This is a genomic window from Gordonia hirsuta DSM 44140 = NBRC 16056 (assembly GCF_000333015.1).
In the GTDB taxonomy this organism is placed as follows: domain Bacteria; phylum Actinomycetota; class Actinomycetes; order Mycobacteriales; family Mycobacteriaceae; genus Gordonia; species Gordonia hirsuta.
Map to the genome: position 1 here is coordinate 1 of NZ_BANT01000045.1, position 19956 is coordinate 19956.

Here is a 19956-nt window from a genome sequence, read left to right on the forward strand (position 1 = left end):
GGCGAGCTCGGGGGAGGCGCTGCTGCTGGGGGTCCGGGGCGCTCGACTCGACCAGCGGATGGCCCGCACCGTCGTGCAGCGGGCCACCGCGGCCGCGGGCGGCACCCCGATCGGCCCGCACGGGCTGCGGCACAGTGCTGCCACCCATCTCCTCGAGGGGGGAGCGGATCTGCGGGTGGTGCAGGAACTGCTGGGGCATTCGTCGCTGGCGACCACGCAGCTGTACACCCATGTCAGCGTCGAGCGTCTGCGCGCCGTGCACGACCAGGCCCATCCGCGGGCCTGAGCTGTCAGCGTGGGTCGCCGACCGGTTTGAGCCGTACCCGCAGCGCGCCGACCAGGGCCAGCGGATTGAGGTAGGTCACCGCCGAGCCACTGCCGCGGCGAGCGCCCCAGTGCAGACAGGCCGTCGCCCGGCAGCCGGGATGTCCGCGGTCCAGATAACCCAGGACCTGGCCGCGGCCGACCACGTCGCCGGCCGCCACGATCGCCCGCACCGGCTCGTAGGTGGTGGCGATCCCGTCCGGGTGGGCCACCGAGACGACGCCGCGCCCGGCGACGACGCCGGCAAAGCGGACCGATCCGGCGCCCGCGGCGATCACCGCGGCATCGGCGGGGGCGGCAAGATCGACCCCGCGATGGCCGGCCAGCCACCGCTGGGCGGGTGGATCGAAGCCGCGCACCACGGCCGGACGTGGTGCCAGCGGCCAGTCGTAGCGGCCCCGGGCCTCGGCGAATCCGCCGCCGGCCGCCAGAGCGGCGACCATCGTGATCACCACCAGAACCATTGCGCAGATGGTGTGCGTCCGCACCCGTGTCTCCATATAGATCTGACGCACAGCGGGCGTTCCGGGATCCCCTTTTGGTTCCCGGGCGTGTCGACGCGTAATATCGAACACTGCATCTCGCCGGATCGCCGGTGAGGTGACTTCGCGCGTCCGCGCGTCCGGCCCAGCGCCGGACATCACGACCGGATCTCACGGTCCCGGAACCCTCCGGGAGAGACCGGCGGCGGGCGCCAGGACCGGCGCCGACGTGGCGACCGGTGAGAACCGAGATAAAGGAATACCCATGGCAGTAGTGACCATGCGGCAGCTGCTCGACAGCGGCGCCCACTTCGGACACCAGACCCGACGCTGGAACCCGAAGATGAAGCGATTCATCTTCACCGACCGCAACGGCATCTACATCATCGATCTGCAGCAGACGCTGACCTACATCGATCGCGCCTACGAGTTCGTCAAGGAGACCGTCGCCCACGGCGGCACCGTGCTGTTCGTCGGCACCAAGAAGCAGGCACAGGAGTCGGTCGCCGCCGAGGCGACCCGCGTCGGCATGCCGTACGTGAACCAGCGCTGGCTGGGCGGCATGCTCACCAACTTCAACACCGTGCACAAGCGTCTTCAGCGCATGAAGGAACTGGAAGCGATGGAGGCCGGCGGCGGCTTCGAGGGTCGCACCAAGAAGGAAATCCTCATGCTGACCCGCGAGAAGAACAAGCTCGAGCGCACCCTGGGCGGCATCCGCGATATGGCCAAGATCCCCTCGGCCATGTGGGTCGTCGACACCAACAAGGAGCACATCGCCGTCGGTGAGGCGCGCAAGCTGAACATCCCGGTCATCGCGATCCTGGACACCAACTGCGATCCCGACGTCGTGGACTACCCGATCCCGGCCAACGACGACGCCATCCGCAGCACGGCGCTGCTGACCCGCGTCATCGCCTCGGCCGTCGCCGAGGGCGTGCAGGCCCGCGCAGGTCAGGCCGCCGGCGATGCGAAGCCGGAAGCCGGCAGCGGTGAGCCGCTGGCCGAGTGGGAGCAGGATCTGCTCGCCACCCCGGAGGTCGAGGTCACCGAGGCCGTGGCCGAGGAAGCCACCGAAGCTCCGGCGACCGCCGAAGCGCCGGCAGCCGAGTAGACCCTCCGCTACCACGCGCAACGCCCCCATCCACATCCTCTGAAGGGAGTCGCCACCCATGGCGAACTACACCGCGGCAGACGTCAAGCGTCTGCGCGAACTGACCGGCTCGGGCATGCTCGACTGCAAGAATGCCCTGGCGAACAACGACGGTGACTTCGACAAGGCCGTCGAGGAACTGCGTATCAAGGGCGCCAAGGACGTCGGCAAGCGCGCTGAGCGCGCCACCGCCGAGGGCCTGGTCGCCGCTCGCGACGGCGTCATGATCGAGATCAACGCCGAGACCGACTTCGTCGCCAAGAACGACGAGTTCCAGCAGCTGGCGCAGGACGTGCTGAGTGCGGCGGTCGCGCTGCGCAGCAGCGATCTGGACGCGCTGGCGGCCGCCCCGCTCGGCGAGGGCACCGTCGCCGACGCCGTCGAGGCACTGTCGGCCAAGATCGGTGAGAAGCTGGTCCTGCGTCGCGTCGCCAGCTACGACGGACCGGTCGCCGTCTACCTGCACAAGCGCGCCTCGGATCTGCCGCCGAGCGTCGGCGTGCTGGTCTCGTACACCGGCGACGGCGATGCCGCTGCCGAGGCCGCACGCAGCGCCGCCATGCAGGTGGCCGCACTGCGGGCCAAGTACGCCACCCGCGCCGAGGTCCCCGCCGACGTGGTCGACGCCGAGCGTCGTATCGCCGAGGAGACCGCCAAGGCCGAGGGCAAGCCCGAGCAGGCCCTGCCCAAGATCGTGGAAGGTCGCGTCAACGGTTTCTACAAGGACGTCGTCCTGGTGGACCAGCCGTCGGTCACCGATTCGAAGAAGACCGTCCAGCAGATCCTGGACGAGGCCGGCGCGCAGGTCGTCGCCTTCACCCGCTTCGAGGTCGGCCAGGCCTGATCGGCTCCGACTCTTCGGCCCCGAACCCCCACTGCGACGGGTTCGGGGCCGAAGTGCTATCCGGTCCGGCTCACCACTATGATCACAGGGAGTTTGGGACCAGAAGTGAAGGGGCACGATGACGGACTCGCAGACGCCGGCTCGACGCGAAGGCTTCGGACGCGTGTTGCTCAAGCTGGGCGGTGAGATGTTCGGCGGAGGTTCGGTCGGGCTGGACCCCGATGTGCTGGGCACCGTGGCCGATCAGATCGCCGAAGTGGTGAACGGCGGCGTTCAGGTGGGAATCGTCATCGGCGGCGGCAACTTCTTCCGCGGCGCCGAACTCCAGCAGCGCGGTCTGGATCGCGCCCGGTCGGACTACATGGGCATGCTCGGCACCGTGATGAACTGCCTGGCCCTGCAGGACTTCCTGGAGAAACGCGGTATCGACACCCGCGTGCAGACGGCCATCACGATGGGGCAGGTTGCCGAACCCTATCTGCCGCTGCGGGCCGTCCGGCACCTCGAGAAGGGCCGGGTGGTGATCTTCGGCGCCGGTATGGGCATGCCCTACTTCTCCACCGACACCACCGCCGCCCAGCGTGCGCTGGAGATCAAGGCCGAGGCCGTCCTGATGGCCAAGGCCGTCGACGGCGTGTATTCGGCCGATCCGCGCACCCATCCTGATGCCCGGCTGTACCGCGAGATCACCCACCGCGAGGTCCTCGACAAGGAGCTCAAGGTCGCCGACGCGACGGCGTTCTCGCTCTGCATGGACAACAACATGCCGATTCTGGTGTTCAATCTTCTGGAGCAGGGAAACATCGCCCGCGCTGTGACCGGAGAGAGTATCGGTACCCTCGTGTCCTCCTGACCAACCTTCTCCCGGTGCACGCCTGCGCCCCGACTCCGACCCAGCGAACCACACGATAGGACGATCATGATCGACGAAACACTGCTCGATGCCGAGGAGAAGATGGAGAAGGCCGTCACGCACCTGCGCGAGGACCTGCAGTCCATCCGCACCGGGCGCGCGAATCCCGCCATGTTCAACAAGATCATGATCGAGTACTACGGTGCGCTGACCCCGATCACCCAGCTCTCGAGCATCAACGCTCCCGAGCCGCGGATGATCGTCATCAAGCCCTATGAGCAGTCGACGATGGGCGATATCGAGACCTCGATCCGTAATTCTGATCTGGGCGTCAACCCGACGAACGACGGCAACGTGATCCGCGTGGCCATCCCGCAGCTCACCGAGGAACGGCGCCGCGATCTGGGCAAGCAGGCCCGCGGCAAGGGCGAGGACGCCAAGATCGCCGTGCGCAACATCCGTCGCAAGGCCGTCGACGAGCTCAAGCGGATCCAGAAGGACGGCGAGGCCGGCGAGGACGAGGTGGTGCGCGCCGAGAAGGATCTGGACAAGACCACGCACGCCTACACCGACCAGATCGACGAACTGGTGAAGAACAAGGAAGCCGAGCTGCTCGAGGTATGAGCACCGACGCCAAACCGAAGACGTCGCGGGCCGGCCGCGATCTGCCCGCCGCCATCGGTGTGGGGGTGGCGCTGGGTGCTGGGCTCATCGCGATGCTCATCTTCGCGCCGCGCGTCTGGTTCGGGGTGGTCGCTGTCGCGATCGCCATCGCCACCTGGGAGGTGGCCAAGCGGCTGCGCGAGGGTGGCCGCGATGTCGCCCTGATTCCGCTGCTGGTCGGCGGGCAGGCGATCATCTGGAGCACCTGGCCGTGGTCGCTGCGCGGCGGCCTGGTCGCCTTTGCGCTGACCGCGCTGGCGATCATGGCCTGGAAGCTGTTCGCCCAGGGCCTGTCGGCGGCGCCCAAGGACTACACCCGCGACACGGCGCTGTCGCTGCTGGTCCTGGCCTGGCTGCCGCTGACGGCGATCTTCGCCGTCGACATGGTCGCTCAGCACGACGGCCGCTATCGCGTCTTCACGTTCCTGATCGTGCTGGTCTGCTCGGATGTGGGCGGCTACGCCGCCGGTGTGCTCTTCGGTAAACATCCGATGGCACCGGCCATCAGCCCGAAGAAGTCGTGGGAGGGCCTGGGCGGTTCACTGCTGGTGGCCACCATCGGCGCGGTGTGCTGCGTCCACTGGATGCTCGGCGAACAGTGGTGGATCGGATTGATCCTGGGTCCGGTGCTGGTGGTCGTCGGCACCTGCGGAGATCTGATCGAATCGCAGGTCAAACGCGATCTGGGCATCAAGGACATGGGCACCCTGCTGCCCGGCCACGGCGGTTTGATGGATCGGCTGGACTCGCTGCTGCCCGGCGCCGTCGTCACCTGGGTCATTCTCACGGCGCTGCTGTGATGCTGGCAGCCGGGGTCGGCGCACTGGTGGTCGCCGCCGCGCTGCTGGTGATTCAGCAGGTCCTGGCCGATCCCGGTCCGGTCGCGTTCTACGGTGCGGCAGCGGTGCTGCTGGCCGTGGGCGCCCTGTGGGCCCTGTCCCGCTGGTGGCGGCAGACCACCGCTCAGGCGCAGCAGGGGCTGCGGCCGGCGGGCCGGACCCGACTGCTGGGGGCATCGTTGATCCTGGCGACGATCCTGGTCTGGCTGTGGGCGCTGCTGGTGCTGCTCAACGCGCCGGCCGCCTAACGGTCAGCGCTTCTTCTTGCGCCGGCTGCCCGCCGCCCGCCCGGTCTTGTCGATCTGCCGCAGGGCGCGGCGCAACTGCATGATCCGGGCCGAGGTGATGGCCAGGGTGATGATCGCACCGGCGATCGCGGCGATCAGCAGACTCACCCCGACCGGCAGATTGATCTGACCGAAGACCAGGTCGATCTTCTGCGAATCCTGATTCCGCAGAATGAAGACCAGCAGCAGGATCGTGACGACGACGCCGACGATCCAGCCGAAGTAGGTGGCGCGTGAGGCCGTGTGCTCGATACCGCTGACGGTGCTACGGGCATCGGCCAGGGCCCGGTGTTCGGGGGTATTGAGATCATCGACCGGCGCGGGCGGGGGCACCGCGTGCGGGTCGGGCCGATCGGCGTTGGGGTCCCTGCCGGATTCCGGAGTGGTCATGGAGTCATCATCGCATGAGACAATGGATCCTGTGAGCAGCCTTCCCCTCGTTTTCTCCGCGCCCAAGCGCGGCAAACCGCCACGGCACTTCGCCGACCTGGATGCGGCCGGACGTGTCGAGGCCGTCACCGAACTGGGTCTGCCCAAGTTCCGCGCCAACCAACTGGCCAAGCAGTACTACGGCCGGCTCAACGCCGACGTCGACGAGATGACCGATCTGCCGGCGGCGGTCCGCGAGGAGGTCGGAGCCGCGCTGTTCCCGGAACTGATGTCGCCGATCCGGCATGTCTCCTGCGACGACGACTCCACCCGCAAGACGCTCTGGCGTCTGCACGACGGCACCCTGCTCGAGTCGGTGCTCATGCGGTACCCGGAGCGCAACACCCTGTGTATCTCCTCGCAGGCCGGTTGCGGGATGGCTTGCCCGTTCTGCGCGACCGGGCAGGGTGGGCTCGATCGGAACCTGTCGACCGCCGAGATCGTGGACCAGGTCCGGTCGGCGGCCCGGGCCCTGCGCGACGGTGAGGTCGGCGAACCCGGGAGGCTGTCGAACATCGTCTTCATGGGGATGGGGGAGCCACTGGCCAACTACAAGCGGGTGGTCGACGCGGTCCGCAAGATCACCGCCCCCGAACCGGAAGGCCTGGGCATCTCCGCGCGGTCGGTGACCGTCTCGACCGTCGGACTGGCTCCGGCGATCCGCCGGCTGGCCGATGAGGGGATCCCGGTCACCTTGGCGGTGAGCCTGCACACTCCCGACGACGAGCTCCGCAACACCCTGGTGCCGGTGAACAACCGGTGGACGGTGCAGGAGGTCCTCGATGCCGCCCGCTATTACGCCGATACGACCGGCCGGCGGGTGTCCATCGAGTACGCCCTCATCCGCGATGTGAACGATCAGCCGTGGCGGGCGGATCTGCTGGGCAAGAAGCTGCGACAGGCCCTCGGCTCGATGGTGCACGTCAATCTGATTCCGCTGAATCCGACGCCCGGGTCTCAGTGGGATGCCAGCCCCAAGGACGTCGAGCGGGAGTTCGTCCGCCGTGTGCAGGCACAGGGTGTCTCGTGCACCGTCCGCGACACCCGCGGCCAAGAGATCGCCGCGGCCTGCGGTCAACTGGCGGCCGAGGAGAACTGAGCAGGTCCAGACGGGTCTGTACCCGGCGATGCAACCGGCCCCCGGGAACACCCGGGGGCCGGCCGTCGCTGTCGGGACCGCAGTCAGCTGCGCTTCCACACACCCTTGCGCGGGCGCAGCTTGAAGGCCGGGTAGATGAAAAGGAACACGGCGATGACGATCAGCCAGATGTCCTCGACGTGGCCGACGTGGTTGCCCACGAGCATCCCGAGCATGATCAGGCCACTGATGAACGAGGCGATGGCGTAGGTCCGCGGCGCAGTGCCGGACCAGCCGAAACGGGCGGACGGGGCGTCCGGATCCTCGCGGACCCAGCCGGTATCGATGGTCTCGACCTCGGTGCTTGCCACTTGACGACTCCTCGTTGTTGGGGGACCGGTGTATGACGACCGGTAGTAGTCAGGGCTACAGCATAACCCGATCGGCGTGCGTCACAATGACCGGTGTGACCACTCGTGTGTTGATTCTCGGTTCCACCGGTTCCATCGGAACCCAGGCCCTGGAGGTGATCGCCGAACATCCGGAACGGTTCGAGGTGGCCGGACTGGGTGCCGGCGGCGGAAATCTGGACCTGCTGGCCCGGCAGGCGGCGCAGACCGGGCTGGGGCCGCGGCAGCTGGCCGTGGCCGACGCCGGGGCCGCCACCGCGCTGAGTGACCGGCTCGACGGCCCGGTCCTGGGCGGCACACAGGCCATGGTGCGGTTGATCGAGGAGACCGAGGCCGATGTCGTTCTCAACGGCGTCGTCGGCTCCATCGGGCTGGCGCCGTCGCTGGCTGCCCTGCACAGCGGTGCCCGGCTGGCCCTGGCCAATAAGGAATCGCTGGTGGCAGGCGGGGCGCTGGTGCTCGATGCGGCCGCCCCCGGGCAGATCGTGCCGGTGGACTCGGAGCATTCGGCGATCGCGCAATGCCTGCGCGGCGGCAGCGCCGAGGAGGTCGATCGGCTGGTGCTCACCGCCTCCGGCGGGCCGTTCCGCGGCTGGACCGCCGAGCAGGTGCGCGATGTCACACCCGAGCAGGCCGGCCGGCATCCGACCTGGTCGATGGGACCGATGATCACGCTGAATTCGGCGACCCTGGTGAACAAGGCGCTGGAGGTGATCGAGGCGCATCTGCTGTTCGGGGTGCCCTACGACCGCATCGATGTGACGGTGCACCCGCAGTCGATCGTGCACTCGATGGTGACCTTCACCGACGGAGCGACCATCGCCAAGGCCTCGCCGCCGTCGATGAAACTGCCCATCGCACTGGCGCTGGGCTGGCCCGATAGGGTTCCGGGGTCGTCGCCGGCCTGCGATTTCAGTCAGGCCGCGCAGTGGACGTTCGAGCCGGTCGACGAGGAGGTCTTCCCGGCGATCGCGGTGGCCCGCCGCGCCGGGGAGGCCGGCGGCACGCTGACCGCGATCTACAACGCCGCCAACGAGGTGGCCGCCGAAGCCTTCTTCGCAGGCGCGATCACTTTTCCCGAGATCGTCGAGATCATCGCCGCGGTGGTGGCGCAGGCGGATCAGTGGACGAGTCCGCCCGGTACTGTGGAAGAAGTATTGGCCGCCGACCGGTGGGCGCGCGAACGAGCCGCCGTGCTGGTGAGGACCAGACAGCCCTGGATCGAATCGACGTAAGGCAGGACCGGAGAAGGTGAGTTTCGCTTTCGGTGTGGCGCTGTTCGCGCTCGCCCTGCTGATCTCGATCGCCTGGCATGAGCTCGGGCACATGTGGGCCGCACAGGCCACCGGGATGAAGGTGCGCCGCTATTTCGTCGGTTTCGGGCCGACGATCTGGTCGACGCGCCGGAAAGAAACCGAGTACGGCCTCAAAGGCATTCCGCTGGGCGGGTTCTGCGATATCGCCGGCATGACCCCGTACGACGAACTCGCCGAAGAGGACCGCGAACGGGCGATGTACAAACAGCCCACCTGGAAGCGGCTGACGGTGCTGTTCGCTGGTCCGGCGCAGAACTTCCTGCTGGGCTTCGTGCTGGTCCTCGTGCTCGGTCTTGGCTGGGGGCTGCCGATCCTGGGTGACAAACCGGTCTACGCCACCACCGTCGGCTGTGTGGCCCCGACCCAGGCCGCCGACGGAACCCTGGCCGAATGCAGCGGCAGCGGCCCGGCGGTGGGCGCCGGTGTGCGCCCCGGAGATCAGATCCTGGCAGTGGACGGTCACACCGTCGCCGACAACCGTGACCTGATCCGGCGGGTCCAGGCCGGCGAGGGGCAGGTCCGGCTGACCGTGGAGCGCGACGGACAGCAGCAGGAGCTGACCGTGCCGGTCACCCGCGTGCAGCGCATGGTGGAGCGGCCCGACGGCAGCCTGGAGTCGGTGCAGGTCGGTGCCATCGGTGTCGGGCTGACCGTGGAACATGTGCGGCACTACAACCTGGCGACCGTGTGGGGCGGTGCGGTCTCGTTCACCGGCTCGATGTTCACCGAGACCTACAAGGCGCTGATCTCGTTGCCGTCGAAGGTCGGGAAGCTGTGGACTGCGGTGACCGGCGGGCCGCGGGACCTGGACACCCCGATCAGCGTCGTCGGCGCCTCGGTCGCCGGCGGACAGGCCGTCGATCACGGCTATTGGGACGTCTTCCTGCTGCTGTTGATCAGCGTCAACTTCTTCCTGGGCGCATTCAACCTGGTGCCGTTGCTGCCGCTGGACGGCGGGCACATGGCGATCGCGATCTACGAGAAGTTCCGCGACAAGATCCGCGGCCTGTTCGGCCGTGCCGCGGCCGGTCCGGTCGACTACTACAAGCTGATGCCGCTGACGTACGCGGTGGTGGTGGTGATGGGCGCCTTCATGGTGCTCACGTTGACCGCCGACATCGTCAACCCCATTCAGATCTTCTGAGAACCGATACGACAGGAGCAAGACATGAGTGAACCGATCGGACTCGGAATTCCCACCCCGCCACCGGTGCTGGCCCCGCGCCGCAAGACCCGCCAGCTGATGGTCGGCAAGGTCGGTGTCGGCAGCGACTTCCCGATCTCTGTGCAGTCGATGTGCACCACCCCCACGCACGACATCAATGCGACGCTGCAGCAGATCGCCGAACTGACCGCCTCGGGCTGCGATATCGTCCGGGTGGCGTGCCCGCGGCAGGAGGACGCCGATGCGCTCGCCGAGATCGCCCGGCGCTCGCAGATCCCGGTCATCGCCGATATCCACTTCCAGCCCAAGTACATCTTCGCCGCGATCGATGCCGGATGTGCGGCGGTGCGGGTGAACCCGGGCAACATCAAAGAGTTCGACGGCCGCGTCAAAGAGGTCGCCAAGGCGGCCGGCGATGCCGGCATCCCCATCCGGATCGGGGTGAACGCAGGCTCGCTCGATCCGCGGCTGATGGCCAAATACGGGAAGGCCACCCCCGAAGCCCTGGTCGAGTCGGCGCTGTGGGAGGCGGGCCTGTTCGAGGAACACGGCTTCGGCGACATCAAGATCTCGGTCAAACACAACGACCCGGTCGTCATGGTCGAGGCCTACCGGCAGCTGGCCGCCCAATGCGACTACCCGCTGCACCTGGGCGTCACCGAGGCCGGTCCGGCCTTCCAGGGCACCATCAAGTCGGCAGTCGCCTTCGGGGCGCTGCTGACCGAGGGGATCGGCGACACCATCCGGGTCTCGCTGTCGGCACCGCCGGCCGAGGAGATCAAGGTCGGCGATGCGATCCTGCAGTCGCTCAACCTGCGTCCGCGCAAACTCGAGATCGTCTCCTGCCCGTCGTGCGGACGCGCGCAGGTGGACGTCTACAAGCTGGCCGATGAGGTGACCGCCGGTCTGGAGGGGCTGGAGGTGCCGCTGCGGGTGGCGGTGATGGGCTGCGTGGTGAACGGGCCAGGTGAGGCCCGCGAGGCCGATCTGGGCGTGGCCTCCGGCAACGGCAAGGGACAGATCTTCGTCAAGGGCGAGGTGATCAAGACCGTGCCCGAGTCGAAGATCGTGGAGACCTTGATCGAAGAAGCTCTGCGCATCGCCGAGGAAACGGGGGAGACTGGAAGCGGAGCCCCGCAGGTGACGATCGGCTGAGGGAACAACAGCGCAGGAGGTGGTCGTGCTCGGATTGTTGCGTGACCGCCCACTGGGTTCGCGGGATGCCGCAGCCGTGGCTCGGGCCCTGGACGCCGACCCGGTCGCCTCGTGCATGGTGGCGGCACGGGTGGAGGCCTTCGGCCTCACCCCCCGCTTCCTCGGCGGAGAGCTGTGGACCGCCTCCCAGCCCGAGGACTCGCTGTGCTTCTCCGGCGCCAATCTGATGCCGCTGTCCGGGGACCCCGGCCAGCTCGATCACTTCGCGGCACGGGCGCTGGCCATGCCGCGCGTGTGCACCTCGGTGGTGGGACCGTCGCACCTGGCGCTGGCGCTGTGGGAACGGCTGGCCACCGAATGGAGCGAGCCCCGGGAGATCCGGGCCGAGCAGCCGCTGCTGGCCGTCGACGGCTATCCGGCGACGCCGATCGACCGGGAGGTCCGGCGGGTGACCCAGGACGATCTGGACGACTACTTCCCGGCCGCGGTGACGATGTTCACCAGCGAGGTCGGCGTCGATCCGTGCGACGGCGACGGGGGACAGAGTTTCCGTCGGCGCCTGTCCTCGCTCATCTCTGCCGGCCGGGTCTTCGCCCGCTTCGACGGCCGGCGGGTGATCTTCAAGGCCGAGATCGGATCGCTGTCCCGGCGGGCCGGCCAGATTCAGGGAGTCTGGGTCGACCCCGAATACCGGGGGAGAGGGTACGGAGCGGCCGGCACCGCCGCCGTGGTCGCCGCGATCGCCCGGCAGGGCCGGATCGCCAGCCTGTACGTCAACGACTACAACACTGCAGCGCGTGCGGCTTACCAGCGTGTCGGCTTCCAGCAGGTCGGCACCTTCGCCACGGTCCTGATCGACTGACACCGCGCTGCGCCCGCGACACGCAGACCCGGCACCGGAGTCGGCCGGGCATCGGCGCCTAGGATCAAGACTCGATGAGGTTTACCAGGCGGGTCGCGGCGGTGTGCACGGCAGTGGTGCTGGCGGCATCGCTGCTGGCGTGCGGAACCGCCGACCACGGTCCACGCACCGTCGCCGATGCCTTCCTGAACGATTTCGCTCACCGTGACTTCGCCGCCGCCGCGGCCCGCACCACCGCACCCGATCGCGCCGAACCCTTCCTCGCCGCCGCCTGGTCGGGTCTGACGGCCGAGGCGATGACGGCCCGCAGCGGCCGGATCCGGATGGACCGCGATATCGCCGACGTCGACGTGACCTACACCTGGGCGCTGCCGGGGAAACGGGAATGGACCTATCCGGCGACGTTGACGATGGGGCGCAGCGATGCGGGCTGGTCGGTGCGCTGGTCGTCGACCGATGTGCATCCTGAACTCGGTGCCGATCAGCGGCTGTCGCTGGCGACTTTCGCCCCGCCGCGGGCGGCGGTCAACGAATCCGACGGCAGCGAGGTGATGGCCGACGGCACCATCGTGGCGATCTCCTTCGACGGGGCGGCCGCGGCGGCGCAGGGATCGGTGATGGACTCGGCGACCCGGCTGATCGGGGTGCTCGGCGCAGACCTGGACGGGATGTCGGCGCAAGAGCTGGCAGAGAAGGCGACCGCCAGTACGGACCCGATCCAGCTCACCCGCATTCCGGTGGCCCGGTTCGATCGACTGCGCGACCAGCTCGCGATGCCCGGCGTGATCGCGGCCGAGCAGGCGATCCTGACCCCGCGGGACCCGAACTTCGCCCCGGCGATCCTGCAGCAGGTCCGGGTGAGCGTGGCCGACAAGATGACCGGAGGCTCGGGCTGGCGGATCTCGGTGGTCAATCCGAACGGTCTGACCGCCGATGTCCTTGCCGACCATCCGGCCACCCCGGCCCCGGCCATCGCCCTGACGCTGTCCCGATCGGTGCAGGACGCGGCCCAGCGGGCGGTCAACGCCGTCGGCAAGCAGACGATGATGGTGGTCGTGCAGGCCTCGACCGGCAAGCTCCTGGCCGTCGCCCAGAATCCGGCTGCCGACCGGGACGGGTTGCTGGCCACGATGGGCACCTATCCGCCGGGATCGACCTTCAAGATGGTGACCTCGGCGGCGGGGATGGCCGCGGGCCTGACCGACCCGGAGGCGATCGTGCCGTGTCCCGGCGAAATCCAGATCGGTTCGCGGCTGATCCCGAACTACGATCGTTTCGCGCTCGGCCCGGTCCCGCTGCGTCAGGCGTTCGCGAACTCGTGCAACACCTCCTTCGCCGAACTGGCCAGCCGGATGGGACCCTCGGATCTGGCGCACGCGGCGGCCGCGATGGGGCTGGGCCCGACCTACGAGATCCCCGGAATCGACTCCGCACCGGGTTCGGTGCCGATCGAACCCGATCTGGTGGTGCGTGCCGAGGACGGCTTCGGACAGGGCACCGTGCTGTCGACGCCGCTGGGGATGGCGTTGGTCGCGGCGACCGCAGCGACCGGCAAACCGCCGGTGCCGCAGCTGATCAACGGCCGCGAGACCAAGGTGACCGGCCCGCGACCGGAACTGAAACCCGAGGTCTATGCGCAACTGCGCCCGATGATGCGGGCTGTGGTCACCGAGGGCACGGCCACCTCCATCTCCGGGGCGGGACCGGTCTTCGGTAAGACCGGTGAGGCCGAGGTCGCCGGGGGCTCGCACGCCTGGTTCGCCGGCTTCCGCGGGGACCTGGCCTTTGCCACGCTCATCGTGCTGGGCGGTGATTCGACCAACGCGGTCAATGTGACCCGCGACTTCCTCAACCTTCTGCCGCCGGGCCGGTGAGTCCGCCGCGCCGACCGGTTCAGGAGCGGTCCGGGGTGATGATCAGCTCGCCGGTGTCGGGGTGGCGGACCAGCGCGACCGGGTGATCGTAGGTCTGGGTCAACAGCGCGGCGGTGAACACCTCGTCGACGGTGCCGTGGGCGAGGATACGCCCGCCCTTCATCAGTGCGACCCGATCGGCGTAGGCGGCGGCCAGCGACAGGTCGTGGACCACCAGCACCACGGTCAGTCCCGCGTCCGCGCGGGCCCGCAGGATCTTCAGGACCTGCTCGCTGTGGCCGATGTCCAGGGCCGCGGTCGGCTCGTCGAGCAGCAGCACCGGGGTGTCCTGTGCCAGCGCCCGGGCCAGCGAAACCCGGGCCTGCTGTCCACCGGACAACTGCGGAAACGGCCGGTCCACCAGATCCTCGACCCCGCAGGCGACGATGGCCTTGTCGACCAGTTGCGCCGAGTCCCGGGCCTCCGGCTCGCGCAGCCACGGATAACGGCCCAGTTCGACGACCTCGCGAACGGTGAACGGTGTGTCCACGCGGTTGCTCTGCGTCACCAGGGCGCGGTGGCGGGCCAGTTCCCGGGCCGGGTAGCCACCCAGGTGGCGTCCGCCCAGGTGTACGCTGCCGGCCTTCGGTGCGCGCACTCCGGCCAGGACCGACAGCAGCGTCGATTTACCGCAGCCGTTCGGTCCGACCAGCGCGATGATCTGCGCCGGTTCGGCGTTCAGACTCACCCCGTGCAGCACGGGTCGGCCGCCCAGATCGATCTCGACGTCGTGTGCGGTCAGGCTGATCCCGGGGGCAGGAGACTGTGGCGTGGTCATCTCACCATCCCGTCTTCGCGGTCCGGCGCAGCAGGATGAAGAAGGCCGGTCCGCCGATCAGCGAGGTCAGCATGCCCAGCGGCAGCTCACCGTTGGTCAGGGTCCGGGCGGCCAGATCGGCGGCGGCGATGGTCAGTGCGCCGCCGATCACCGAGGCCGGCAGCAGCACCCGGTGCCGCGGGCCCACCAGCAGGCGCATCACATGCGGCACGATCAGACCGACGAACATGACGATGCCGGTGAAGGCGACCGCACCCGCGGTCAGAATCGCGACCAGGACGATCGCCTGTCGCCGGACCAGTTCGACGTTGATCCCCAGCGAGGCGGCCTGGATCTCGCCGAGGGCCAGCAGATCGAGCTTGTTGACCAGCACCAGGGAGGCGGCGATCGCCGAGATCACCAGCGGCGCCACCACCTGCACATGACCCCAGGAGACCGATCCGGCCAGGGAGCCGAGTTGCCAGAAGACGATCTGCTCGCGGGTCGCGGTCGAGGCGATGGTGGTCAGGTAGGCGATGATGCCCAGCGCGAAGGCGTTGACCGCGATACCGGTGAGCACGATCATCACCACCGAGGTCCCCCCGTCGCGCATGCTCAGGGTGTAGACGGCGAAGGTGGTGAACAGACCGAAGACGGCGGCTGCACCGGCGACCGCCCAGCCGTTGGGGGCCGGTCCGCCGACGACGAACATCAGGCAGGCGCCGACGGCGGCACCGGAGGAGACGCCGATGATGCCGGGCTCGGCCAGTGGGTTGGCCAGCACCCCCTGCAGCAGACAGCCCGCCGCACCCAAGGCGGCGCCGACCAGGACACCGAGCACGATGCGGGGGAATCGGGACACCCACATCGCGTTCTCGCCCGCCTGGTCCGGCAGCGGTCCGATGTTCAGATGCCAGTGATGGGCGATGGAGCCGAGTACCTGCGACGGCGGGATCGAGACCTGACCGGTCCCTGCGGAGAAGACGATGACCGCGCCCAGCAGCAGCAGGCTGGCGACCATCACCCAGATAGCGCGGCTCCAGTTGGCCGGAGCCCGACGGCGCAATGTCTCGTTCACCGGTAGATCGCCTTCCCGAGCGCCTGCAGCACCAGCCCGGTGTCCGGACCGAAGGCCAGCACCTGAGTCTCGTCCATCGCGATCACACGGTCGGCCCGCCCGGCTCTGGTCCCGGCGATCGCCGGCAGCGCCGCGACCTTGTCCAGACCGCCGACGGATTCGGCTCCCTGGGTCATCACCAGGATCACCTGTGGATCGGCCCGCATCAACGATTCGGTGCTCACTGTGGTGAACGACGCAGTCAGTCCGGCTTCGGTGCCCGCATCGCGGCCGCCCAGGGCCGTGATCAGGTCGTCGGCCCCGGAGTTCGGACCGGCCAACAGGATCAGCCGATCGCCGCGGATGTACAGGAAAGCGATCGTCGGATCGCCCGTCGGATCGGGCAGCGCATCGCGGGCGGCCTGGATCTGCGCCTGGGTGCGTGCCACCAGCTTCTCGCCGGCGGCCTCGGCGCCCAGCGCCGTCGCGATATCGCGGATCAGACGGGGTGTTCCGGCGACGCTGCGTTTGCCGGTGAACACCGCGACCGGGATGTGGGCGGCGCGCAGTTGACCGAGCGCCCCGGCCGGATTGATGTCTTCGCTGGCCAGCACGATCGTCGGATTCTGCGCCAGCACCTTTTCGATGTTGACGGCGTGGCCGGCGTCGGTGACCTCGGGAACCGTCTGCGCCGCCGGGAAGGTGGTGGATCGGTCACGTCCGACCATGTTCTTGCCCAGCCCGAGGGCATAGACCGTCGCACCCAGCGTCCCGTTCCGGTCCAGGGCCACGATCCGCTGCGCCTGCGGTGCGGCGACCGGATCCTGTTCGACCGGGACGGGGTCGTCCTGGGGCAGGGTGGCGACCCGGGCGCCGTCGCGCAGATGTGCGGCGCCCGGATCGGCGCCCTGCCCGACATCCAGGGGATCGAGGCTGCAGCCGGACAGAACCAATAGCGCGGCCAGCAGTGCCGTCGCCGCGCAGACGAACGGGCGGCGGAACAATGGCACGGGGAGATCCTCTGGAATCGGAACGGACGGATTTAGGTACACCTTACCGACCGGTTCGGGCGGCGCGGCGTCGGCCTGGACCGGGCCCGTAGGATGAGGTCTCATGACCGTTCGCGCACCGTTGCAGCCCGGCGTCGTCTCACCGACTCTGCCGGTTCCCGACTCCATCGCCCGCCCCGAATACGCCTGGAAGCCGACGGTGCAGGAGGGCAACGAGCCGTGGGTGCAGACCCCCGAGACGATCGAGAAGATGCGGGTGGCCGGCAAGATCGCGGCCAATGCTCTGGCCGAGGCCGGCCGGGCCGTCGCACCGGGCGTGACCACCGATGAGCTCGACCGCATCGCGCACGACTACATGATCGACCACGGTGCCTATCCGTCGACGCTGGGCTACCGGGGCTTTCCCAAATCGTGCTGCACCTCGCTCAACGAGGTGATCTGCCACGGCATCCCCGATTCGACGGTGATCGCCGACGGCGACATCGTCAACATCGATGTGACCGCCTACATCGACGGCGTGCACGGGGACACCAACGCCACCTTCCTGGCCGGTGACGTCTCTCAGGAGCATCGCGACCTGGTCGAACGCACCCGCATCGCGACCGAGCGGGCGATCAAAGCCGTGAAACCGGGCCGGGAACTGAATGTCGTCGGCCGGGTGATCGAAGCCTATGCGAGTCGCTTCGGTTACAACGTCGTCCGCGATTTCACCGGTCACGGCATCGGCGAGACCTTCCACAACGGCCTCATCGTGCTGCACTACGACCAGCCGTCGGTCGACACGATCCTCGAACCCGGCATGGTCTTCACCATCGAGCCGATGATCAATCTGGGCGGCCTGGACTGGGAGCAGTGGGACGACGGCTGGACGGTGGTCACCAGTGACCGGAAGTGGACCGCGCAGTTCGAACACACGCTGGTGGTCACCGATGACGGTGCCGAGATCCTGACGCTGCCGGACTAGTCGCGCCGATGGCGGATCTGCGCGGGGCACTGCTGGTCGGGGGGACCTCCAGCGATGCCGGTAAGAGTCTGCTGGTGGCCGGGCTGTGCCGGTCGCTGGCGCGCCGCGGCATCTCGGTGGCGCCCTTCAAGGCCCAGAACATGTCGAACAACTCCGCGGTGACCCTCGACGGGGGAGAGATCGGGCGGGCCCAGGCGCTGCAGGCGGCCGCCTGCGGGCTGGAACCGGTCACCCGGTTCAATCCGGTGCTCCTCAAACCCGGAAGCGATCGTCGCTCCCAGGTGGTGGTGCGGGGCCGGGCGGTCGGCGATGTCGGGGCCGGTGACTATCAGCAGTGGCGGCGACGACTGGCCGAGGTGGTGCACGAGGAACTGGCGTCGCTGCGTGCCGACTACGACGTGGTGCTCGCCGAGGGGGCCGGCTCGATCGCCGAGATCAATCTGCGGCGCACCGACCTGGCGAATCTGGGCCTGGCCCGGCGCGCGGGAATCCCGGTGCTGGTGGTCGCCGATATCGACCGCGGCGGCGCCCTGGCCGGTCTCTACGGCACCACCGCGGTACTCGAGCCGGCCGATCAGGCGCTGGTCGCCGGCTATGTGATCAACAAGTTCCGCGGAGATCCGGCGATCCTGGCCCCCGGACTGGAGATGCTGCGGGAGCGGACCGGCCGGGACACCCTCGGGGTGATCCCGATGCATCCGCAGGTGTGGATCGACGCCGAGGATTCGCTGGCCAGCCCGGTCGGACGCCGGGTCGGCGGTCCGCCGGCCCCGTACAGGGGAGAACGCCTGACGGTGGCCGCGATCCGGCTGCCGCGCGTATCCAACAGCACCGATGTGGAGGCGCTGGCCTGCGAGGCGGGGGTCGATGTCACCTGGGTCGACGATCCCGGTGCGGTGCACGCCGCCGATCTGGTGGTGCTGCCCGGAACCCGGGCCACGGTGGACGATCTGCGCTGGCTGCGCGAGCGGGGGCTGGCGCAGGCGCTGGTGGAGCGGGCCGCCGGCGGTCTGCCCATTCTGGGCATCTGTGGCGGTTTTCAGATGCTGTCGCGGCAGATCGACGACCACGTCGAATCGTCGGCCGGTGCCGTCGACGGCCTGGGTCTGCTGGATGTGCACATCGTCTTCGCACAAGAGAAGACGCTGCGCCACTTCACCGGCGACGACGGCCGCCACCCGGTCCACGGCTACGAGATCCACCACGGCCGGGTGGCTGCCTGCCGGGAGCAGACGTGGTTGAACGAACACCGAACCGGCCCGGAAGGGGCGCGCCGCGGTGCCGTATACGGAACGCACGGTCACGGCCTGCTGGAGAGCGATGATTTCCGTCGGGCCTTCCTCACCGAGGTCGCCGCGGCGGCCGGCCGGCCCGGTTTCACGCCGGCACCGGACCTGAGTGTTGCGGCGGTCCGCCAGGGACAGCTGGATCTGCTGGCAGATCTGGTGGATACCCATCTGGATATGTCGGCTGTGCAACGGTTGCTCGCCGACGGCCCACCGGCACTGCCGAGCGTCCTAAGCTGGCTGTCGTGGAATCCGAGCACCTGAAAATCGAGCACAGCGGTCTGGTCTTCGACGTGCACCGCAGTGGACCGGCCCGCGGACCCTGGGTGGTGCTCCTGCACGGTTTCCCGGTCAACTCGATGTGCTGGGACAAGGTGTTGCCGCGGGTGCACGATGCGGGACTGCGCACGGTGACCATCGACCAGCGCGGTTACAGCCCGGGCGCCCGCCCCGACGGGGTCGACGAATACCGCCTGGATCGGCTGACCGACGATGTTCTGGGGGTCCTCGGTCATCTGAACATCGCCTATTCGATGGTTGTCGGGCACGACTGGGGCGGCATCGTGGCCTGGCATCTGGCGGCCCGGAACCCGGACCGGTTCACCGGGCTGGTGGCGGTGAGCACCGGGCATCCGTCGGCGATGGCGGTCGCGTTGACCGACGGCGACGACCAGCGCACCCGATCGTCGTATATCAAGGACTTCATCGCCGACGGTGCCGAAGACCGGTTGGCCGCCCGCGGCGGTGTGCTCCTGCGCCGGGCCGGAGTGAGTGCGGACGAGCTGGCGCCGATCTTGCAGCCGGGCGCCCTGACGGGCCCGCTCAACTGGTACCGGGCAGCATTCACCGGGGACATCGCTGCGAATCTGGCGTGTCCGCCGGTGGAGATCCCGACCACGATGCTGTGGAGTGACGGGGATGCGGCGCTGGGCCGGGCGCAGGCGGAGTTGAGTGGTCGTTTCGTGTACGGCGACTATCGCTTCTCCGAACTCCGCGGCGTCGATCATTGGATACCCGAGAATGCGCCGGAGGCCGTCGCCAGCGAGATCGCCCTGCGCTCGACGATGTACTGAAACCTCGACGAGGTCCTGCACGAAGGCGCCGAATCA

The 19956-nt window shown here is 68.7% G+C and carries 22 protein-coding genes; 16 read left to right on the forward strand and 6 right to left on the reverse strand.

Annotated elements, in window-relative coordinates:
* The coding region (locus GOHSU_RS14070) for a tyrosine-type recombinase/integrase (protein ID WP_005943153.1) at positions 1-286 on the forward strand (286 nt) is incomplete at its 5' end.
* A 4-nt stretch (positions 287-290) separates the two neighbouring features.
* On the opposite strand, the gene GOHSU_RS14075 is transcribed toward GOHSU_RS14070, so the two are convergent.
* Positions 291-788 carry a M23 family metallopeptidase gene (locus tag GOHSU_RS14075; RefSeq protein WP_081597806.1) on the reverse strand — a complete coding sequence of 166 codons (498 nt, stop codon included), beginning with the start codon at positions 786-788 and terminating at the stop codon, positions 291-293.
* Between the two features lie 283 nt (positions 789-1071).
* Between GOHSU_RS14075 and rpsB the strand changes: the two genes are divergently transcribed.
* From rpsB to GOHSU_RS14105, 6 genes are all read left to right on the forward strand, one after another.
* Positions 1072-1920: a 30S ribosomal protein S2 gene (gene rpsB / locus GOHSU_RS14080; RefSeq protein WP_005943156.1), complete on the forward strand. Its 849-nt coding sequence runs from the start codon at positions 1072-1074 to the stop codon at positions 1918-1920.
* Positions 1921-1978: 58 nt separating this feature from the next.
* The gene (gene tsf / locus GOHSU_RS14085) at positions 1979-2803 is read left to right on the forward strand and encodes a translation elongation factor Ts (protein ID WP_005943158.1); all 825 of its coding nucleotides are present in this window, start codon (positions 1979-1981) and stop codon (positions 2801-2803) included.
* Between the two features lie 118 nt (positions 2804-2921).
* A complete protein-coding gene (pyrH, locus tag GOHSU_RS14090) occupies positions 2922-3656 on the forward strand; it encodes a UMP kinase (protein WP_005943160.1) in 735 nt (244 codons plus the stop codon).
* Positions 3657-3722: 66 nt separating this feature from the next.
* The gene (frr, locus tag GOHSU_RS14095) at positions 3723-4280 is read left to right on the forward strand and encodes a ribosome recycling factor (RefSeq protein WP_005943161.1); all 558 of its coding nucleotides are present in this window, start codon (positions 3723-3725) and stop codon (positions 4278-4280) included.
* A complete protein-coding gene (locus GOHSU_RS14100; RefSeq protein WP_005943163.1) occupies positions 4277-5119 on the forward strand; it encodes a phosphatidate cytidylyltransferase in 843 nt (280 codons plus the stop codon). The genes frr and GOHSU_RS14100 overlap by 4 nt, the downstream gene beginning before the upstream one ends.
* Positions 5116-5406 (forward strand): hypothetical protein, encoded by a 291-nt coding sequence (locus tag GOHSU_RS14105; RefSeq protein WP_155821290.1) that lies wholly within the window; start codon positions 5116-5118, stop codon positions 5404-5406. The genes GOHSU_RS14100 and GOHSU_RS14105 overlap by 4 nt, the downstream gene beginning before the upstream one ends.
* Before the next feature lie 3 nt (positions 5407-5409).
* Here GOHSU_RS14105 and GOHSU_RS14110 read toward each other — a convergent pair whose 3' ends face one another.
* Complete coding sequence (locus GOHSU_RS14110; protein ID WP_005943167.1) at positions 5410-5835, reverse strand: lipopolysaccharide assembly protein LapA domain-containing protein; 426 nt, start codon at positions 5833-5835, stop codon at positions 5410-5412.
* A gap of 31 nt (positions 5836-5866) precedes the next feature.
* Between GOHSU_RS14110 and rlmN the strand changes: the two genes are divergently transcribed.
* Positions 5867-6973, forward strand: a complete 1107-nt coding sequence (gene rlmN, locus GOHSU_RS14115) for a dual-specificity RNA methyltransferase RlmN (RefSeq protein ID WP_005943169.1) — start codon at positions 5867-5869, stop codon at positions 6971-6973.
* An 83-nt stretch (positions 6974-7056) separates the two neighbouring features.
* Here rlmN and GOHSU_RS14120 read toward each other — a convergent pair whose 3' ends face one another.
* A complete protein-coding gene (locus GOHSU_RS14120; RefSeq protein ID WP_005943171.1) occupies positions 7057-7323 on the reverse strand; it encodes a DUF2631 domain-containing protein in 267 nt (88 codons plus the stop codon).
* A gap of 86 nt (positions 7324-7409) precedes the next feature.
* On the opposite strand from GOHSU_RS14120, the gene dxr reads away from it, so the two are divergent.
* From dxr to GOHSU_RS14145, 5 genes are all read left to right on the forward strand, one after another.
* Complete coding sequence (gene dxr, locus GOHSU_RS14125; protein ID WP_005943173.1) at positions 7410-8597, forward strand: 1-deoxy-D-xylulose-5-phosphate reductoisomerase; 1188 nt, start codon at positions 7410-7412, stop codon at positions 8595-8597.
* A 16-nt stretch (positions 8598-8613) separates the two neighbouring features.
* The gene (locus GOHSU_RS14130; RefSeq protein WP_005943176.1) at positions 8614-9822 is read left to right on the forward strand and encodes a M50 family metallopeptidase; all 1209 of its coding nucleotides are present in this window, start codon (positions 8614-8616) and stop codon (positions 9820-9822) included.
* A gap of 24 nt (positions 9823-9846) precedes the next feature.
* Positions 9847-10998 (forward strand): flavodoxin-dependent (E)-4-hydroxy-3-methylbut-2-enyl-diphosphate synthase, encoded by a 1152-nt coding sequence (gene ispG, locus GOHSU_RS14135; RefSeq protein WP_005943177.1) that lies wholly within the window; start codon positions 9847-9849, stop codon positions 10996-10998.
* 25 nt (positions 10999-11023) lie between these two features.
* Positions 11024-11860: a GNAT family N-acetyltransferase gene (locus tag GOHSU_RS14140; protein WP_005943179.1), complete on the forward strand. Its 837-nt coding sequence runs from the start codon at positions 11024-11026 to the stop codon at positions 11858-11860.
* 74 nt (positions 11861-11934) lie between these two features.
* Positions 11935-13734, forward strand: coding sequence for a penicillin-binding transpeptidase domain-containing protein (locus GOHSU_RS14145; RefSeq protein ID WP_024332625.1), 1800 nt, complete (start codon positions 11935-11937; stop codon positions 13732-13734).
* Positions 13735-13753: 19 nt separating this feature from the next.
* Here GOHSU_RS14145 and GOHSU_RS14150 read toward each other — a convergent pair whose 3' ends face one another.
* From GOHSU_RS14150 to GOHSU_RS14160, 3 genes are read right to left on the reverse strand one after another with little or no spacing between them, the layout of a single operon-like run.
* Positions 13754-14551: a heme ABC transporter ATP-binding protein gene (locus GOHSU_RS14150; protein ID WP_005943184.1), complete on the reverse strand. Its 798-nt coding sequence runs from the start codon at positions 14549-14551 to the stop codon at positions 13754-13756.
* A 1-nt stretch (position 14552) separates the two neighbouring features.
* Complete coding sequence (locus GOHSU_RS14155; protein ID WP_051139481.1) at positions 14553-15551, reverse strand: FecCD family ABC transporter permease; 999 nt, start codon at positions 15549-15551, stop codon at positions 14553-14555.
* A gap of 53 nt (positions 15552-15604) precedes the next feature.
* On the reverse strand, positions 15605-16702 hold the full coding sequence (locus GOHSU_RS14160) for a heme/hemin ABC transporter substrate-binding protein (protein ID WP_005943189.1): 1098 nt from the start codon (positions 16700-16702) through the stop codon (positions 15605-15607).
* On the opposite strand from GOHSU_RS14160, the gene map reads away from it, so the two are divergent.
* The 3 genes from map to GOHSU_RS14175 are packed head-to-tail and all read left to right on the forward strand — an operon-like array spanning position 16701 to position 19920.
* Positions 16701-17561: a type I methionyl aminopeptidase gene (map, locus tag GOHSU_RS14165; protein WP_005943192.1), complete on the forward strand. Its 861-nt coding sequence runs from the start codon at positions 16701-16703 to the stop codon at positions 17559-17561. The genes GOHSU_RS14160 and map overlap by 2 nt on opposite strands.
* An 8-nt stretch (positions 17562-17569) precedes the next feature.
* Positions 17570-19111 carry a cobyric acid synthase gene (locus GOHSU_RS14170; RefSeq protein WP_005943195.1) on the forward strand — a complete coding sequence of 514 codons (1542 nt, stop codon included), beginning with the start codon at positions 17570-17572 and terminating at the stop codon, positions 19109-19111.
* The gene (locus GOHSU_RS14175) at positions 19093-19920 is read left to right on the forward strand and encodes an alpha/beta fold hydrolase (RefSeq protein WP_005943197.1); all 828 of its coding nucleotides are present in this window, start codon (positions 19093-19095) and stop codon (positions 19918-19920) included. The genes GOHSU_RS14170 and GOHSU_RS14175 overlap by 19 nt, the downstream gene beginning before the upstream one ends.
* Positions 19921-19956: the final 36 nt, after the last annotated feature.

Bases quoted from the DNA above. Each gene is read 5' to 3' on its own strand.
- GOHSU_RS14075 (WP_081597806.1), bottom strand. From the start codon at position 788: ATGGTTCTGGTGGTGATCACGATGGTCGCCGCTCTGGCGGCCGGCGGC.
- rpsB (WP_005943156.1), top strand. From the start codon at position 1,072: ATGGCAGTAGTGACCATGCGGCAGCTGCTCGACAGCGGCGCCCACTTC.
- tsf (WP_005943158.1), top strand. From the start codon at position 1,979: ATGGCGAACTACACCGCGGCAGACGTCAAGCGTCTGCGCGAACTGACC.
- pyrH (WP_005943160.1), top strand. From the start codon at position 2,922: ATGACGGACTCGCAGACGCCGGCTCGACGCGAAGGCTTCGGACGCGTG.
- frr (WP_005943161.1), top strand. From the start codon at position 3,723: ATGATCGACGAAACACTGCTCGATGCCGAGGAGAAGATGGAGAAGGCC.
- GOHSU_RS14100 (WP_005943163.1), top strand. From the start codon at position 4,277: ATGAGCACCGACGCCAAACCGAAGACGTCGCGGGCCGGCCGCGATCTG.
- GOHSU_RS14110 (WP_005943167.1), bottom strand. From the start codon at position 5,835: ATGACCACTCCGGAATCCGGCAGGGACCCCAACGCCGATCGGCCCGAC.
- dxr (WP_005943173.1), top strand. From the start codon at position 7,410: ATGACCGGTGTGACCACTCGTGTGTTGATTCTCGGTTCCACCGGTTCC.
- ispG (WP_005943177.1), top strand. From the start codon at position 9,847: ATGAGTGAACCGATCGGACTCGGAATTCCCACCCCGCCACCGGTGCTG.
- GOHSU_RS14145 (WP_024332625.1), top strand. From the start codon at position 11,935: ATGAGGTTTACCAGGCGGGTCGCGGCGGTGTGCACGGCAGTGGTGCTG.
- GOHSU_RS14150 (WP_005943184.1), bottom strand. From the start codon at position 14,551: ATGACCACGCCACAGTCTCCTGCCCCCGGGATCAGCCTGACCGCACAC.
- GOHSU_RS14155 (WP_051139481.1), bottom strand. From the start codon at position 15,551: ATGGTCGCCAGCCTGCTGCTGCTGGGCGCGGTCATCGTCTTCTCCGCA.
- map (WP_005943192.1), top strand. From the start codon at position 16,701: ATGACCGTTCGCGCACCGTTGCAGCCCGGCGTCGTCTCACCGACTCTG.
- GOHSU_RS14160 (WP_005943189.1), bottom strand. From the start codon at position 16,702: ATGAGACCTCATCCTACGGGCCCGGTCCAGGCCGACGCCGCGCCGCCC.
- GOHSU_RS14170 (WP_005943195.1), top strand. From the start codon at position 17,570: ATGGCGGATCTGCGCGGGGCACTGCTGGTCGGGGGGACCTCCAGCGAT.